Origin of the sequence: Helicobacter saguini (assembly GCF_000762875.2) — a bacterium.
In the GTDB taxonomy this organism is placed as follows: Bacteria; Campylobacterota; Campylobacteria; order Campylobacterales; family Helicobacteraceae; genus Helicobacter_A; species Helicobacter_A saguini.
Genome location: NZ_JRMP02000008.1, coordinates 1 through 17,736, shown reverse-complemented (window position 1 = coordinate 17,736; position 17,736 = coordinate 1). Strand labels below are relative to the sequence as shown.

Here is a 17,736-nt window from a genome sequence, read left to right as displayed (position 1 = left end):
TGTATTTTATCTATGATTCTATGAGATTTATTTCATCTGTGGTTAAGTTGTAGAGTTGGTAGATTAGTTGGTCTAGGTTAGATTCTAAAGAATTTATATCTATATTAGAATCTTTTTTAGATTCTAAAGAATTTGTGTTGTTTATAGAATCTTTGAGTTTAGATTCTAAGGATTTTGTGGGGTTTATGGAATCTAAATTTTTGTCATTGAGAGATTTAAATTCGTTAGAATTTAAATCGTGGCAATCTACTTTGTCGTTATTATGGATTGCTTCGGCTTCGCCTCGCAATGACGCTTCGTTTTGTGGATTGCTTCGTTTCACTCGCAATGACGAATTAGATTTTAGAATCTTATCTACTAATGTGATTATTTTTTGGGCTAGGGTGGGGTTTGATTCTATTTTTGGTATGGGGATTGTTTCTAAAAATTGTTTGCTCATAGTTAAGGCACTCGCCCCTAATGTAGAACATACATAATTTAAATACCAAAGTGATAATTTTGAATTTAAGATTCCTAAAATATATTTTAGATTTCCCCCGCAAATCATAAAGCAGGTTTTATCTAAAAAATATCCTTTGTTGTCAAATATGAAATTTACGCCACGTGTCGTTTCTGGATACACGATTTTCCCTTCGTATTCTAGTGTTGGGATTTTTAAGTCGTTGCAGAATCTAAAGGCGTCTTTTATTTGCATTTCAAAATTATTTAATAAAAGTTTGACTAAATTTAGTGATTTAGATTCTATTGCAATTATTAGAATCTGGGCTATTAGGAGAGAGAGAGAGAGAGAGTGATTTGGTCTATTTCATCTTTATTTAAATCATAAAGTTTATAGATTATAGAATCTAGTTTAGATTCTAAAGCCCCTGTATTTTGATTTTGCTTTTTAGATTCTAAGATTTCATTTACAATATCTGTGATTTGCTTTTCTTGCTTTGCGTTTATTTTTGGTATGGGTAGGTTTTCTAAAAATGCCTTTTTATATCGAAACGCAGAGCCTAAGCCGCCGCCTGCATAAAAAGTCTTAAAGGCAAAAGTGACAATTTTGGAATTTAAGATTCCAAGTAAGTAACGCAAATTTTCGCCGCTTAAAATAAAGCTAGTGGCTTCGGCGTAAAAATGACCGAATTTAAAGTCTCCATTGTCTAAATAAAATTGTGGTTCTTTTTGGACGATTTCGCTATATACGATTTTTTCTTTATCAAAAAGCGGTAAGTATGCGCAATTTCTAAGGTTATATGGTGTGTTTCCTTTGTCGCTTCGCTTCGCTATTTGTGGATAGAATCTATCTAAGTGATTTTTTAGTGCTGGATATTCATTTATATCTATCGGCGGGGGTTTTTTGTTAGAATCTAGCTTGTAGCCATTATGCGTATTTATCACCCACAAATTATCCCACTGATAGCTATATCGCTTTATATCGCGACCGCGCAAAATGGGCTTTATTAGTAGCTTTGTTCGTTTATATTCATTTAAAAGTATGTGATTTTTGTCATTGCGAGATTTAGATTCTATATTTTTGTCATTGCGAGAATCTGCGTTAGCAGATTCGTGGCAATCCACTTTGTTGTCTTGTGGATTGCTTCGTTCGCTGTCGCTCACTCGCAATGACGGAAAAGTATTTGTAGTAACAGGTAAAAGGCTTTTTTGTGTATTATCACATTGCTTAAGGATAGAATCTCGCGTAGCTGTAGTGATGATAAAGGCGGGGTTATAGCCTGTTTTGATTCCATAATTGATAGAAATATCCCATTCTTTTAAGGGGACGCCTTTGCTTTCTATCTTTGCTTTTAAGGCGTGGATAGCAGGGGGAGCGAATATAAAAGCCTTGCTACTTAGGGTATTTGTCTTTAAAATCATTTCGTTTAAATACTCGCTTAGATTCAAATGCAGTTTTGTTTCTAAGTCTTTTAGCTTTGTGTTTAAATCGTTTATATCTTTTGGCTGGCGATAGATAAAGGTTTTATTGTTATCGTCATTGCGAGAATCTGCGTTAGCAGATTCGTGGCAATCTATGTTTGTATTTGTAGATTCTATGGATTGCTTCGCTGACGCTCGCAATGACGATTTGGCGTTTTTATGGATTGCTTCGGCTTTTTCAAAGCCTCGCAATGACGATTCGCTTTTGGATTCTATAGAATCTTTGTTGTCTTTTGAGTTGGTAGAATCTATAGAATCTTTTTTATCTATTCCCACCCTGCCACCCTTTGAAGCGGTAGATTCTATGGATTGCTTCGCTGTCGCTCGCAATGACGATTCGCTTGGTTTTTTATAACTTAAAATGCCTACATCCACGGTGGCAGCGTCAAATACCTTTATACCATTTAGCTCTGTATAGCTTAGAATCTGCGTTTGGTTTAGTAAAAAGGCTCTTAGATTCTCACCATAATTTGCACGGCAAAACTTATTACTTGTAATCATAGAAAAGATTCCATTTGGCTTTAGTAGATTAAATCCTAGCTCAAAAAAGTATGTGAAAATATCACTCGTGCTGTTATAAATCGCATATTTGCTTAGGGCGTCTTTTAAATGCCTTATTTTTTCTTGTCTTATATATGGTGGATTTCCTATAATTATATCAAAGCCTTCAAAGTCGCCTTTAGAATCTAGCACTTCAGGAAAGCAAAATCGCCATTCAAGTGCATCTTTATACATTTCACCGCTTTCTATAGAATCTAGCTTCTTTCGCTCTAGTGTGATTTTACCAAAGGATATTGCGGCGGCTTCTTGCTCTTGCTCGTTTAGGGTTGGATTGCCAAAAAGATTTGCTGCGTGGATTTGCAAACCATCAAGCAAACTTCTATTATCAAGCATAAAAGTGCCAAAACTTTTAATGTGTGCGTCTATTAAAGATTCTAACTTTTCTTTTTGCTTTGGATTTTTAAGCGTTATGGTAAAGCTTTGCTGAATCTTTTTTATTTGAGATTCTAAGTCGGCTTTATTTATGGGCGTTTGTCGCAGTGTATTTCCTGTTTTGTATTCTGTGACTAAGGCTTTGTAGGTTTTGATTTGCTCATTTATATTTCTTATATGTTTTAGTGAATCTTGCATATTAAAGCGATGTATTAAACTATTCCCACATTTGATATTTATATCAATATTTGGTAGGGTATTTAGATTGTGATATTTTTGTGTATTAGATTCTAAATAATAGCTGTTTTTAAGTAGCTCTATCCATAATCGCAAACGCGATATTTCACATGAATTATTATTTATATCCACACCAAAAAGGTTATTTTCAATGATGTTTTGTTTTAGATGAAATAGCTCTTTTTGCAAGTTTTGCATTTGAGATTCATTTAAGATTCTATCATTTTGTGGTTTTTCATAAATGAAATTTTTACCTGTGGTTTTATCAATTATTTGCAATGTATCGTTATTTAGAAATACTAATGCGTTATTTAGGCAAAGTCCTAATTTAAAATAAATATTTATCATTTCATTTAGCATACTTACTAAAAAGTGCGCACTTCCTACGCTTGGGTCGCAAATCTTAATAGATTCTAGAATCTTTTTGTATTCATTCTTAAGCGTGATTCTATCATCGCTATCATCTAGCTTATCTTTTAAGGCATCTTTCAAGTTAGCAAAATCTTTTGCTTTAAATTTATATTCATTAGTAAATCTTTCTATCACAATAGATTCCAAAGCTTCCCTACACATAAAGCTAGTAATAAAGCTAGGCGTATAAAAGCTGCCATCTTCATAACCATTTAGCTTTTCAAATATCAGTCCTAAAGCACTAGAGCTAATCAAATCTTTATTATCCGGCATAAGCCCATCTTTAGTCATAATCTCAATGCCAAAATCAAATGAATCTAAGAAAGTGAAAAGATATTCTAAGAAATTAACTTCACCACTTTTAGCCTTTGCATTTTTATCCTTTACCTGCGTGGCGTGGTAATAATCTAGCTTTAAATTATCCTTAAGATTAGAAATATCAAGTGAATTAGATTCTATATCGCTTTTTTGAAAAAGGCTTGAGTTTAGATATGGTAAGTATTGAAATTTCGCTTTTAAATCATCTCGGTTTTCATAGTTTTTTGCAAGGCATTTAAAGAATAGCTCGCTAAAATCTTTAAAATTTGTAATTTTTTGTAGGTTTAAAAAGGCTAGTTTATAGTCTTTATTGAAATTTATTAGATTTGTTTCGACAAGTTTTAGAAATAAGATTCGGTTAAGCCAAAGGATTATAAGGGCTATTACATCTTTTAAATCGTGTGGTTTGTTAGAATCTATTAGGCTAGATTCTATATTATAATAAAGTGTGCCTTTTTTATTTTCGCTCTCTTTGCTTTTTACTATTTTTGTTATGCCTTCTTCTTCCTTTTCGCTAAGTCCTAAGATATAAAGCAATTCGTTATAGAATCTTACATTTAAAATATTTGCATCATTTGGATTAAATGTATCGCATAGGAATTGCTCATTGAAGATTCTATAAAGTTGTTTGTAGTTTGGGATATTTTTAGAATCTGTTTGTGGTCTGTCGTTTTTAAAGTTGGGTGGTAGGGCGTTTTCAAAATGGGGTGGTCGGGTGGGCATTTGGGAATTATTTAAAGGTGGCAGGGCGTTTTTAGAATCTAGATTCTGTAAATGGGATGGTTCTTTGGGTGGCTGGGCGTTTTCAAAATGGGGTGGCAGGGTGGGCGATAGGCTTTTAGAATCTAGATTCTGTAATTTATTAGAATCTACACTCACAAAAATCGCATTAATTTGCGGCTGGCTAAGTAAATCATTCTTATTTTTTATAGAATCTAAATAAGATTTAGAATCTAAAATCGCCTTGCACTCACTATAAAATTTATCTGTATTAATGCTTAGATTGCCCTTGCAACGCTCTTTTAGATTTTTAAAACATTTGTTATCAAAAAATAAAGATTCAAAATTATTTATATCATTATTGTATCTATCAGCAGGAAATCCATTAAAAATATAAAAATCATAAAAATTTGTAATCACTACAAATCGCGGCATTTCCCCTTTAAATCGCGCGATAAAATAATACAAAATCGCTTCATGCAGCGCCTTGCAATTCACATTTTTTTCACTAAACATTTCGTTTTTATTTTCAAACTTTTTGGCTTCAAAAATGGCTTTCAAGGATTTGTTAGAATCTTTGCTTTTAGTGTTTTCTATGCTTGAAGTGTTAGAATCTAAATACACGCTTAAATCAATCTCGCTATTGCCCTTTAGTTTATCGCCAGATTCTACATTTAAGCCGCAATTTTTCAAAAAAGGCTGCAAGATATTTGAGATAATGGAGCGTTCATTTTGGCTTTGTGAATTATGCAAATTGTGGATATATTTATCAAGGCGGCGTTTAAACGTTTCATATTCATTCTCATTAATCAAACTTTTTTGATAAAAAGGACTTAAGCTCTCCCCAGCAGTAAGTAAATTTACCCGCAACTTCTCCACCATATTTACACTATCCGCACTCATCTTTCCCACGCCCTTTAAATCATAGAATCTAAAAGCAAAATTATACTTAAAATGTTAGAATCTACTTATGAAATCCTTTATATTAACTAGGTTTCACAAACTTAAGGCATAATTTTTCTTAGATTCTATAATTTTAAGGACACAAAATGAAAATCACAACATTAAAGCCATTTAATGCAAAAGAATTAGAGCAAATCGGGCTAGAGTGGCACACAGACCCTGATAATACGCAGTATATTAGCAATGAGCTGGTGCATATTAGCGAGAGCGAGGCGGAGGCGTATTATGAGGCGTGTAACGAGCTTTATGATATGTATGTGGAGGCGGCGCAACACGTAATTGACAATAATCTTTTTTATGATTTAGACATACCAAATAGCCTTGTGGATATGATTGTGGATAGCTTTGAGAATGATGTGAATTGGCACATTTATGGGCGTTTTGACCTTGCGGGTGGGCTTGATGGGACGCCTATTAAGCTGCTTGAGTTTAACGCGGATACGCCTACGATGCTTTATGAGAGCGCTGCTGTGCAGTGGGCGTTACTTAAGGCAAATGGCTTTGATGAAAATAAGCAGTTTAACAACATTTATGACGCAATTAGTGAGAATTTTAAGCGGCTAATTACCTTGAGTGATGATGTTAGCGACTTTGAGGAGAAGTATCAGGGCTGGAAAGTGCTATTTTCTAGCATTCGCGGTAGTAGCGAGGAGGAACGCACGGTGCGGTTTTTGCAAGATATGGCAAATAATGCAGGGCTAATTACGAACTTTTGCTATGTGGATGAGACAAATCTTAGCCCAACAGATGGCGTATTTTATAACGATGAAAATTACGAATTTTGGTTTAAATTTATCCCATGGGAAAATATCGCTATTGATGAGCCTGAACTAGCCCTCATTTTGCAAGATATAATGAGAAATGAAAAGGCGATATTGCTTAATCCAGCTTATACTGCGTTGTTTCAAAGTAAGCGGATTCTAAAAATCTTGTGGGATTTATACCCAAATCATCCGCTGTTATTAGAATCTAGTTACGAGCCGCTAAATAAAAAGCAGGTGCAGAAACGCTCCTTTGGTAGAGAGGGCGCAAATGTGGCGATACTAGATGCGCAAGGTCGCCCTATCAATAGCAAAGAGGGCGAATATGGCAATCACAAAGCCGTTTTCCAAGAATTTTACCCGCTAAACTCAAACAATGGCAGCTTTTATCAAGCAAATGTCTTTTTTGCGTATGAATCTTGCGGCTTAGGCTTTCGCAAAGGCGGGGAAATCATGGACAACTATTCAAAATTTGTTAGTCATATAATTGATTAGGTTGTGTTAGTATATAGAATCTAATTGTAAGGTTTAAAAAATTCTAATGGTATTAAATTATTTGCTTTATTAATATTAAGATATAATTTTGTCAAAATAAGGATTAAAAGAATATGCTAATAAATACTAAAAAAGAGCTTATAAAAGAGATTAAAAATTTATTAAAGCCAAATAATGGATATTTAATAAATAAAATTGATTTTATTTGTCCAAATTTTAATGAAAAATTTACCAAAATAGCTTTTAAACCAAAAAATTTAGGACAAGAAATTTATAAGCAATTATTATCTATAAACAATATCAAACAAACACATATAACAATACATTCTTTTGATGAACTTATTGAAGAGCAAATATTTAAGGGGAAGTATAGGCAATACACAAATCATAAAATTAATATCATACGATATTACAACAAAGATAATGATATTATGAATATCTTTACGGAGCAAATTAGAAAATCTGCAGGACTTACCAAAAAGTATGATAGTTTAGCTGATATGCTAGACGACATTAAAGATATAAAACAATTATCCCTGCAACCTTTCAAAGAAACAATTATTAAACATATTGAAAATATCATAAATGAATCTATTTTGTTTAATGATATTATCAAAGATGGTGATAAAGTAGAGTTAGCAAGAATAATAGATACACTAGAAAACTATATAAAACAAGCCATACAAGATAAAGATAATGAAAATTTAAAAAATATTATAAAAACAATATGTGGTGTTGTTTTGGTATTTATTACAGGTGGAAGTGCGAGTATTGTGCTACTAGGATTATCTGCTAGCTTACTTGCATCACTACTAGATTATCAAATACTTCAAGATAAAAAATATCAATATATAAAAAATCCAATTATAGAGTTTTTATCCACAGAGTTAGCTATGTATATACAGCTCACAAATACTAGGCTGCTATCTTGTATACTTATTGTAGAAAGCACAATGGAAAATGACAATAATTCTAAAATAGAATTTATAGATTTATCTGGATTTAACCTTAATATAGATGATACATTATTGTCTTGCTCTCAAAACATTGCCCTTAAAGGAGAATTTATATACAACAAAGAGAATAAAATAGATATACTCAAGTTATTACAACAATATTATATATCTATACCACCTATGATAAAAAGTAGTGCCTTTGAAACTAAAGCATTAAATATATACAAACAACAAAATAAACAAAAAGAGCGAGATATTAAAAAACATTTATTGCTTGATAGTATTATAGAAGAAACTAAAAGGCTAAATCACCTTGTTTATATAGAATCTCCGCATTTTAATTCTGCCTTATTAGCTGAAATCTTTAATAACAAAAACACGCAATATCCTAATAATCACATAACAAAAATGGCAAAAAACTATCTCTTAATCACAAATGCCCCAAGCAAGTATAACGCAAAACTTACAGAAACAATCACAAAAACTATCACAAACAATAAAATCAAAGATGATATAAACAATCACGAAAAACAACATATCATAATAAACTATCAAAACAAACAATCAAGCTACAACACAAAAAGAGATTATAGCACTTATAGGATAGAAGTAGAAAAAAAGGATGATGAGCCTTATTTACTCCAACTTTCAGCATTTGTAAGAGTAGATGATAAAAAAGTAAAAAACGCACTTGTTGATAGCAAAGAGCATAAACAAATACAACAAGAATTAGACGAAATAAACAAAGAATTGAGTAAGGGTGATATGGGATATACACCAAGTAGCGTAGAGTTTAATTTACTAAGTGAAAGACGCTCAATAAAGGAAAATTTAGATTTTCTAAAAAATAGCTATGGCTTAGACTATATAGAATCTTTTTTTAAATCCCCAAAAGAAATGCAAGATATTATTACTAATGAAGAGCAGATAGCTAAAGACTATCTTAATCAATTACAAAATTTTCATAATGGTAATAAAAAATTAGATAAATCTTTACTATCAATCTTTACTCTTTTTTATGGTTTGTATATATTTAAAATAAATTTTCTAAGTTTTAAATTAGAAAGTGATATAAAAGATTCAAAATTGTCTAACTCTAAATATCTTAATATTTCTTGCCTAAAAAAAACGTGGAAATTTGATATACCCTATTCACAATCAAATCATAATGTTACAATAGCAGAAGAATTACAAAGTAAATTGTTACATACTACATTAACACAAAACATAAATCTTAGCCAAGATTTTATAGATTATATTAAAGAGTTTATGAATACTTATATTAATGAAGATGCAAAAATACTTGATAAAGAAATACAAAAAGATATGGGAGTTGATTTTGATAAAGAGATAAAATTACAAGAAGCACAAATTAAAAATTATGGTGAAAAATATGTTGATATTATACACAAAGAGCGAACCAAAGAAATATTTTATACTTCAATGTTAAAAATATTAGGAGCGATATGCCCATTTATAAACTTTACACATGAAAATATGATTGATGCCACAAAGCATTGTATTGCTATTTTTATTCAAATCATAACAAATAAGGGCTTTAATCCATTGTATCAAACATTACTAACAGAAATAGGGATATTTTCACTTTTTTTATACCCTACAAGCATACGTGTGCATATTGGAATTAATAGTGATGTTAAAAATATATCAAAAGCTTTGGATAGCAATATAACTTATATAGATAAAATAAAAGCAAAACTAACAGAGCTATCAAATCTAAAAAATAAAGAGTCTTTGCAAAATTTCTTTAGAGGTTTTGCACAAGTAGAACTAAGGCACACTAAGGCACAACTAGCACACTTTGAAGCAAAAACTGCCTTTATACTTGATACCATTGATAGTAATGTAAAACATTTAGAGCTTAAAGCTATAAAAGAAAAACTTATAAATACTATGACTTCTACTTATGATAAAAGACTTGTTAAAAAGATTTGCTTTACTTATAGTGGCGGTAAGCCACAATCTTATCTTTTAGGTGAAATTCAAGCGCGAGAAATTTTCTTTCAAGCAAAGCAATTTTATACTAATAAATTTATATATTCATTCAAATTAAATCTTGTTGCCGTAGCTATAGATATAGGATTAGATATTATTTTAGAACAATATTTCAGCACACATTATGAAGCCTATAAAAGAGAATATGATAGTATGATACACAAGCGATATACATTTTATTATGATTTACCATATGCGGTAAAAAGAAATGAAAAAGTAAAAGAAAAAGAAAGGCATTTTACTTACTACCCTATGCTTATAAATTCTAAGTTTATATCTTTTGATATGAAATCTATGATATATGGCACAGAGCTTTGCACAGGTGGGCTTACTCATCACATAGGCTTAGCTTATCATCTTAAACAAAATAGACCTTATGATAAAATTATGGAATTTACAATTCGCAAACTCCTAAGCTATATAATCATTGATGAAAAAAGAGGAGCAAAAGACATAAATGATATAGAGCTAGATATAGATAAGCAAATACCAGATTATACCTGGTTTAATCATAAGGATATTAGCAGCAATGGCGATATTATAGACAAAGAGCCAAATATAAGCATAGATAATATACTTAAATATCAAGTGCCAAAAAGTGATGACCCAGATAGTCTTTATATGCATTTCAAAGCTTTAGAAGAAGATGGCAAAAAATCAGCTATTGATTCTTATAATGAAGTCTTGACTATTTTAAATGATTACAAAGACTATTACTTTACTCACACAAGAAAGTTTAATAACAAAGGTGTAATGCTAAGCTATAAAGATGATAAAAACAAAGCAAGGAGACTTTTAGAATGTTTAAATACCATAGGACAAAATAATATTAGGGCGTTGTATGTGGGAACAAGCACTTACAGCAAAGGCAAAAAACGCCCCAAACTCATAGGCAGACTAGCTACCACGATAATCATGGAAGATGGGCTATGGCTAGGATAGAATACAAAATACAAGGATAATGGATATGTGGCTATCAAGTAGCGATAAAGACAATGATAAAGTAATGAAAACAACGCAAGATATGTTTAATAATAATATAGGATTAGATTCTCATGGCAATGTGATTTTAAAGGATTATAGTTTTGATTTTACGACAATTTTTGATAATGAAGTTAAAAAGATTCCAATCACAGATAAAGAATTTTTAAAACAAGATGCTCTAAGAGCTACAAAATTGTTAAATGAGACAAACAAAATCATACAATCTTCCCCTTACGCCAACTACAAACCAAACTATCTAGACCCAAACTACCATACAGGACAACAATCTAATCTATTAAAATTTAAAGAAATACAAAAACTTTATTATAAAGACCCAGTAAAAGGAACAATAGCTCCATGGACTAAGAAAGAAAAAGCATATTATGAATCTTTAAAGACAAAAAAAGAAAGATATAAATATCTTGTTATTAGAAGTGGCTTAAGAAGTGCAGTAATAGATATACCCTTTGATGCTATAGGTGGAGTAGATGAAAATGGTAGAGTGATAAATAAAGAATATGAAGAAATCTTTTATCAAGTAGATATTAATAAAGATACTCTAAAATCATATTTATTTAGGCAAGAATGGGGTATAGCAGCAGGGATACTAGGCAAACCAGAATATCTTTCAAGAGATAAATTAGGTTTTCAAGCAAGACATATACAAGCCCTAGTATTACAAATGCAACTTGATGCAACAAGCACTGATTTTATGGGACGAAAAGAATATGAAAGTTATATAGAAAATATCATAGGCAATCAACGATTAGGCTTAAGGAAAAATCCTTTACGAAAACAACAAGTTGCAGCCATTGCTAAAAAAATTAAACCAGATAAATTTGGTATGCTCCCATATATAGATGAAATCATAGGAGTAGATTGGATAATGGATTTTAGCAGAATTGATGTGCATGGTGATATAATTGAGGAGATTGATGTTTTATTGGCAAATGGATTATTAAAAGACCCTAGAGATTCAGATTCTACAAACGAAAGTAAAATAGCTTTTGCAGAAAAAGCAAACTTTTTAATAAAAAGAAGAGCTGATACTTTAGCATTAGATATTCCATACTTGCTGGACATTGAAAATCCCGAACTAGAATATGACATTATAGAACTTCATGCTAAAATCATGGCAGTAACACCCCCACAAGGCTACCCAAATGCTCCAACTTACTATATCCCTGAATATTTAGAGGGACTTTATAAAGAAGGTAAACTAGATTCTAAGCTAGACCCTAGAATCCCAGCAATATATAGAGAATCTTTCCCTGCTGAACTTCGTCAAAAAATACTAGATTATGCTAAAATACATAATATTAAAGATTAAACTCAAATACAAAGGTGTTAATTATGTTTAGGAAGTTATATAAAAAAGAAAGTGGGCTTTATATCTTTGATGAATTTTTATATCAAGATATTAGAGCAAATAGAGCATATAATGATGAAGAAGTAAAGACTTTGCCTAATAGATAAAAATTGATGATACTAATATAGCACAAAGATATGATTTTAAGAGAATTAGAGTTTAAGCAATATGGTTATTATTTTATAGATTCTCAAGGTAAAAAGCATGTTATTTTGTATGAAAGATGATTTTATTACAGAGCATGGTTTTGGCTAGGTGGTGATTAGAGTTGGCGTTTTTATTGATATACTACTAAAAAAATGGGTGGGGTTAGTATAAAAAATAAATTTATTCTAAGGGATAACAAATGGGTAAAAATAAAGAAATAATAGAAAATCTTAAGACTGTGCATATTGTGCTGATGCTAGTTATGCAAAGTTACATTATATTTATGAGAATAAATACCACTCAAATCCAAAGGAAGAATGGAAAGGAATAGATGGTATAACTTTAGGTGATAAAGATTTAAAAAGAAAGGCTCAAGACAACTTAAGCTCTTTTAAAGGAGCTTTAAGTTATGATTACACCGATGAAAAATGGGTAACATACGTTCACGAATTTCGGAGGCTAAATTTAGAGAGATTTTGTGGCATTTTTGTCTTGATATTACTAAAGAAACTGCGTTTTGAGGCGGTAAAAATCGCTAAAATTTGCAAAATTTCTAGAAATTCTCTCAATAAAATATTCAAAGAAATTCGAAAATTGATGGCAAAAGAATGCGAAAAAATTTCACAATTAAAAGGCGAAATAGAAGTGGATGAATCCTACTTTGGACCAAAAAGAGTGAAAGGCAAAAAAGGTAGAGAAGCTAGCAAAAAAACGCCCGTTTTTGTCCTTGCGGAATTTCATGGTGTGCTAAAACGCAATGGAAAGGTATATACGCAGATTGTAAAAAATTGCTCCAAAGATGAACTAATGCCGATAATAACGCAGTTTTCTACCCTTAAAGATTCTATAATCTATAGCGATACGTGGAAGTCTTATGACGCTTTAGTTGATTATGGAGCGCTAGCTCATTACAGAGTAAAACACAGCCAAAATGAGTTTGCAAATGGTAAAAATCACATCAATGGAATTGAAAATTTTTGGGGTTATGCCAAGCATCGTTTAGCAAAATTTAAAGGTATAAAAAAAGAAAATTTTTACTTGCATTTAAAAGAAACAGAAAGCGTAGCTTCTTTAGAAAACGAAGTTTCTTTAGTAATTTAGATATAATGTCAAAACGAAGTTTCTTTAGAAAAATGAAGGCAAAGATTTGTATAAAATTTTACTAAAATTGATTAGAAAATATCCGCTTAAGTTGTCTTGAGCCATATTTATTATATTTTTATTGATTATGTTTGTAGTATTTGTGTTATGGGCACTTATCAAAATTATATCTGTCATTTTGATAGCACTTAGTAATAATAGATTACAAAAACGCACAAGTATGGTTATTGGCTCTAGCTTTGTAATATCGGTATTGTTTATAGTGATTGTGGATAATATTGGCCGGGGTGGTTTGTGCCTTATTCATTTCAACCTAGCCATTACAAGTTTGAAGAAATGTATGAATTAAATGGATTGCTAGATAATAAAGAAAAATACAATAAACTTTTAGGATATTATAGTAAAAATTTGGATAATTTAGATTGGGGCAAACTAAATAAATGGTATAAGGAAAAACTAGATTTTAAAGATTATTTAAGTGATAGATATAACTATAAAATTACAATTAGAGATAAGTTTTATCCTATAATGGAAATATATTAATAGCGACATAACAACAAAGGATAATATAAAAAAAATGATACTAACATGTAGATATTATATTGATCCTACTTTTAGCAAAAATGAAGTATTTTTGCGGTACCAATAGTGATATAAGAATAGGCTATGAGCAATAAGAAACAGATAGAAAAATTAAAAGAAATGGCAGAACTAGCCTTGGGATAGTTGCGACACTTTTATCTAAATTCTAAGGTTATAGAGTGCAGAAGTTAAAAAAGATTTTATAGAATCAAATTAGGCTTTTGCTATAATATCTCAAGACATAAAATCTAAAAAATACACACTATCTTTTTACAATAGAATCTAAATAAAGGAAATAAATGTTATTTATCATAATGTTTTTGCTTATAATCTTTACTTTATCTTACCTTATATGCTGGATTGTATATAAAAAAGCCTTTAAATCACACAAAAAAGTTTCAAAGATTTTAGTGTTTATTGTTGCTGTGGGATTAATAATATTTTATTATACGCCATATTCACTTTATTTAGAGCCTAGTTTTTGGAGGTTTAAACAAATGTGTGAATTAAATAAACTTCCAGACAATAAAGAAAAATATAATAAAATCTTAAGTTATTTTGATTTGAGTTTGGATAGTTTGGATTGAAATAAGATTAGAGACAATGCTATAAAGCTACTAACAAGTAGCACTTACTATAAAACAAAAGAAATAAAATATATGACGCAAGTCGCCAATAAAAACGATAATTCATTGTGGTTTTATGGTATGCTTAGAGATTTTTCGTTAAAAAATATGGATAAAATAAAAATGAGAATATCTGGCACTTGGCATACAAATCGTTATTTATTAAGGCAACAAGGAATAGCAACTTATAGGTGGGAATGGGAAGAAGAAACTATAAGCTGTTCTAGTAGATTTTTAAGGGATAGCAATGAATAATAAAGAGCAAATTAAACGGCTAAGAGACAATGCTGAATTAGCGTGGGCAACTTATGGGTATTTTAATTTTTTGGGCAAAAGATTTATTGATAAGGATAGCTATGGAAACAAAAAAGACACTATCATCACCTGTACCGATATTTTAGACATGACCTCAAAGGATATGGGGTTAAAGATACAGGTTGGTTGTTTGATAATAAGCTTAATGGTGATATGTCTCCCAACCAAGCAAAAAGATTTTTTGAAAGATATGAATTGCTAGAACATTTTACTAAAAATAACTCAAAAGGTTTTCATGCTTGTTTATTTACACATAAAGATTCTGAACAATATACACTAGCTATTCGTGGTAGCTATGATACAAGGGATTATATAGAAGCTGATTTTTGGAATCTATTAACAAAAGGGCAAGTGCCACAAGCATACTACGAAAATATACTAAACTTCTTTATATAGAGTGCATAAGTCAATATCCACAAATAAAAGCTCAAATTCTCTCACACTTACAGGGCATTCACTAGGTGGGTATTAACTCAAACATTTGTGTTAGATTATAACAATAAAGGTAAAGGCTACTTATAAAAATATTAAAAATACTTTATATTTGCTGGGTTATATTTTGGGGCTTAGGCTGTGTCATTGGTGGTGCCATGGGACATAATGCAACTTTTTTGGGAATGCTGTATTTATTTTTTTATTAATCTTTATGCCATTATTTCCATATTTTTTTTATTTAATATATGAAAAGATAAACAAGGCTAAGAGATTATTTCTTGTTGTTGTTTTGTATTTATTGTTGTTGCTTTGTGTTATTTTATATTATTTTAGGCTCAAGACAACTTAAGCTCTTTTGTAATGGGCTTTAAGTTATGATTACACCGATGAAAAATGGGTAACATACGTTCACGAATTTCGGAGGCTAAATTTAGAGAAATTTTGTGGCATTTTTGTCTTGATATTACTAAAGAAACTACGCTTTGAGGCGGTAAAAATCGCAAAAATTTGCAAAATTTCTAGAAATTCTCTCAATAAAATATTCAAAGAAATTCGAAAATTAATGGCAAAAGAATGTGAAAAAATTTCACAATTAAAAGGTGAAATTGAAGTGGATGAATCCTACTTTGGACCAAAAAGAGTGAAAGGCAAAAAAGGTAAGGTAGAGGGGCTAGCAAAAAAACGCCTGTGTTTGTCCTTGCGGAATTTCATGGCAATTTAAAACGCAATGGAAAAGTATATACGCAGATTGTAAAAAATTGCTCTAAAGATGAGCTAATGCCGATAATAACGCAGTTTTATAGCCTTAAAGATTCTATAATTTATAGTGATACGTGGAAATCTTATGATGCTTTAGTAGATTTTGGAGCATTGGCGCATTACAGAGTGAAACACAGCGAAAATGAGTTTGCAAATGGTAAAAATCACATCAATGGAATTGAAAATTTTTGGGGTTATGCCAAGCATCGTTTAGCAAAATTTAAAGGTATAAAAAAAGAAAATTTTTACTTGCATTTAAAAGAAACAGAATTTAGATATAATACTAAAAATGAAGGTAAAGATTTGTATAAAATTTTACTAAAATTGATTAGAAAATATCCGCTTAAGTTGTCTTGAGCCTATTTTATACTATTTTTTGAGTTTCATAGCGATAGTTTTTTATTTTATCTAATAAATACTATTGTATGTATAGCAATATTTATAATAATTTATAAAAACAAAAGGCAATCAAAATGAAACAAGTAATCAACAACCTCAAAGACTATGCTGAACTTGCACAAGCAAGTTATTTTTATTTTGATTTATTAAAAGATTCTAATAATATTCCTAGGAATATTTATGAATTAGATTCCATGGGTAATAAAATTGAAGATAAAAGCTATCCAAGAGGATATAAAGAAGTAGAAATCACTATAGAACACATAGTAAGCAAAGAATATCAAGGACAAGAAGTATTGGTTAATTTAAGGCAAGATAATACTTGGCAGTCAAACTTGCTAAATGCAATAGATGATAAAACTAACTCGGATAAACTCAATGGAGAATTTGGAGAAATACAAGTAAATATAATAGTATTTAAAGGGGCAAATATGAAAAGCAATACATTCTTAATTTTATTGATAATTTATGGAGTTTTTAGTTTGTTTTTTACTTTTGGGTTTTATGGATTAATAGGAGATTTACAAAAGGCTACTCATTTTTATATAACACTCATGTTAATTCCATTATTTCCATATTCCATAATTTTTTTATTAAAAGATATAGCTCGAAACTTTGCTGTATGGAAATTAATAAGTATAATATTATTAATAATGTCTGCTTATATCTATTTTATAGATAAGTATGATTTTGCACTATTAAGATATTTATAAAGGACGATAAATGAATCATAAACAACAAATTAAAAACCTAAGAGATAATGCTGAGTTAGCTTGGGCAGCGTATGGGTATTTTGATTTATTTTTAGAATTTAAAAATACATATTTTTGGATTCTAAATTATACTTTTTTAATCTACAATATCGTTATACACGCACTTTTAAAGCTAAAAAAAGCAAGTTTAGAAAATTGTTACTAACAATTTTACTAACAACTTTGCATATTTTAAGCTATCCTTAAGATTTCAAATAACATTAAGATTTTAGCAACTAAAAATCTTAAATGAAATTATATCAAATCATTACAAAATAAAAACTTAAATGAAAATTAAATTAAGAAAATTTTAAGATAAAAGTAGAAATAAAATATTAGATTCTATTCATTCCAAAATTAGAATCTAGCAAACATTAATCTTAGAATCTATTTTTATTCTTTTGTGTGTAATCTTTAATCACAAACGCATTAAGCTTCTTAGATTCTAAATCATTGCTAGAATCTGCATTTGTCAATATAACCTTGCATTCCACTTTAAAACGAGTTTTTGCTATATTTGCTAAATCACTTAATACA

Annotated in this window: 12 protein-coding genes and 2 pseudogenes; 12 read left to right on the top strand and 2 right to left on the bottom strand. The window is 30.2% G+C overall.

What is annotated here, in order from left to right:
* Positions 1–10: 10 nt before the first annotated feature.
* Together LS64_RS06095 and LS64_RS13195 are read right to left on the bottom strand one after the other, a co-directional pair.
* Complete coding sequence (locus LS64_RS06095) at positions 11–694, bottom strand: TaqI-like C-terminal specificity domain-containing protein (RefSeq protein WP_081948293.1); 684 nt, start codon at positions 692–694, stop codon at positions 11–13.
* A gap of 74 nt (positions 695–768) precedes the next feature.
* On the bottom strand, positions 769–5,442 hold the full coding sequence (locus LS64_RS13195) for a type IIG restriction enzyme/methyltransferase (RefSeq protein ID WP_238699470.1): 4,674 nt from the start codon (positions 5,440–5,442) through the stop codon (positions 769–771).
* A gap of 146 nt (positions 5,443–5,588) precedes the next feature.
* Here LS64_RS13195 and LS64_RS06080 point away from each other — a divergent pair, with 146 nt between their 5' ends.
* The 12 genes and pseudogenes from LS64_RS06080 to LS64_RS12770 all read left to right on the top strand — a co-directional run bounded on the left by LS64_RS06080 (position 5,589) and on the right by LS64_RS12770 (position 17,365).
* A complete protein-coding gene (locus LS64_RS06080; protein WP_034571165.1) occupies positions 5,589–6,758 on the top strand; it encodes a glutathionylspermidine synthase family protein in 1,170 nt (389 codons plus the stop codon).
* Positions 6,759–6,871: 113 nt separating this feature from the next.
* A complete protein-coding gene (locus tag LS64_RS06075) occupies positions 6,872–10,672 on the top strand; it encodes a hypothetical protein (RefSeq protein ID WP_118949221.1) in 3,801 nt (1,266 codons plus the stop codon).
* Between the two features lie 25 nt (positions 10,673–10,697).
* Entirely contained in the window at positions 10,698–12,044 is a 1,347-nt protein-coding gene (locus LS64_RS06070; protein WP_034573709.1) for a hypothetical protein, read from the top strand.
* 23 nt (positions 12,045–12,067) lie between these two features.
* A complete protein-coding gene (locus LS64_RS13600; protein WP_272916616.1) occupies positions 12,068–12,190 on the top strand; it encodes a hypothetical protein in 123 nt (40 codons plus the stop codon).
* A 449-nt stretch (positions 12,191–12,639) separates the two neighbouring features.
* Positions 12,640–13,431: pseudogene (locus tag LS64_RS06065) on the top strand (IS1595 family transposase).
* 194 nt (positions 13,432–13,625) lie between these two features.
* A complete protein-coding gene (locus LS64_RS06060; RefSeq protein ID WP_138127270.1) occupies positions 13,626–13,874 on the top strand; it encodes a hypothetical protein in 249 nt (82 codons plus the stop codon).
* Positions 13,875–14,572: 698 nt separating this feature from the next.
* Positions 14,573–14,794 carry a hypothetical protein gene (locus LS64_RS06050; protein ID WP_052062294.1) on the top strand — a complete coding sequence of 74 codons (222 nt, stop codon included), beginning with the start codon at positions 14,573–14,575 and terminating at the stop codon, positions 14,792–14,794.
* Positions 14,787–15,056, top strand: coding sequence for a hypothetical protein (locus LS64_RS06045; RefSeq protein WP_052062293.1), 270 nt, complete (start codon positions 14,787–14,789; stop codon positions 15,054–15,056). The genes LS64_RS06050 and LS64_RS06045 overlap by 8 nt, the downstream gene beginning before the upstream one ends.
* A complete protein-coding gene (locus tag LS64_RS12780) occupies positions 15,050–15,250 on the top strand; it encodes a hypothetical protein (protein ID WP_052062292.1) in 201 nt (66 codons plus the stop codon). Before LS64_RS06045 ends, LS64_RS12780 begins: the two co-directional genes overlap by 7 nt.
* 413 nt (positions 15,251–15,663) lie before the next feature.
* Positions 15,664–16,405 (top strand): annotated as a pseudogene (locus LS64_RS06040) (IS1595 family transposase).
* A gap of 116 nt (positions 16,406–16,521) precedes the next feature.
* The gene (locus LS64_RS12775; RefSeq protein ID WP_193554427.1) at positions 16,522–17,160 is read left to right on the top strand and encodes a hypothetical protein; all 639 of its coding nucleotides are present in this window, start codon (positions 16,522–16,524) and stop codon (positions 17,158–17,160) included.
* Between the two features lie 10 nt (positions 17,161–17,170).
* Positions 17,171–17,365, top strand: coding sequence for a hypothetical protein (locus LS64_RS12770; protein ID WP_034570258.1), 195 nt, complete (start codon positions 17,171–17,173; stop codon positions 17,363–17,365).
* The last annotated feature ends 371 nt before the right edge of the window (positions 17,366–17,736 follow it).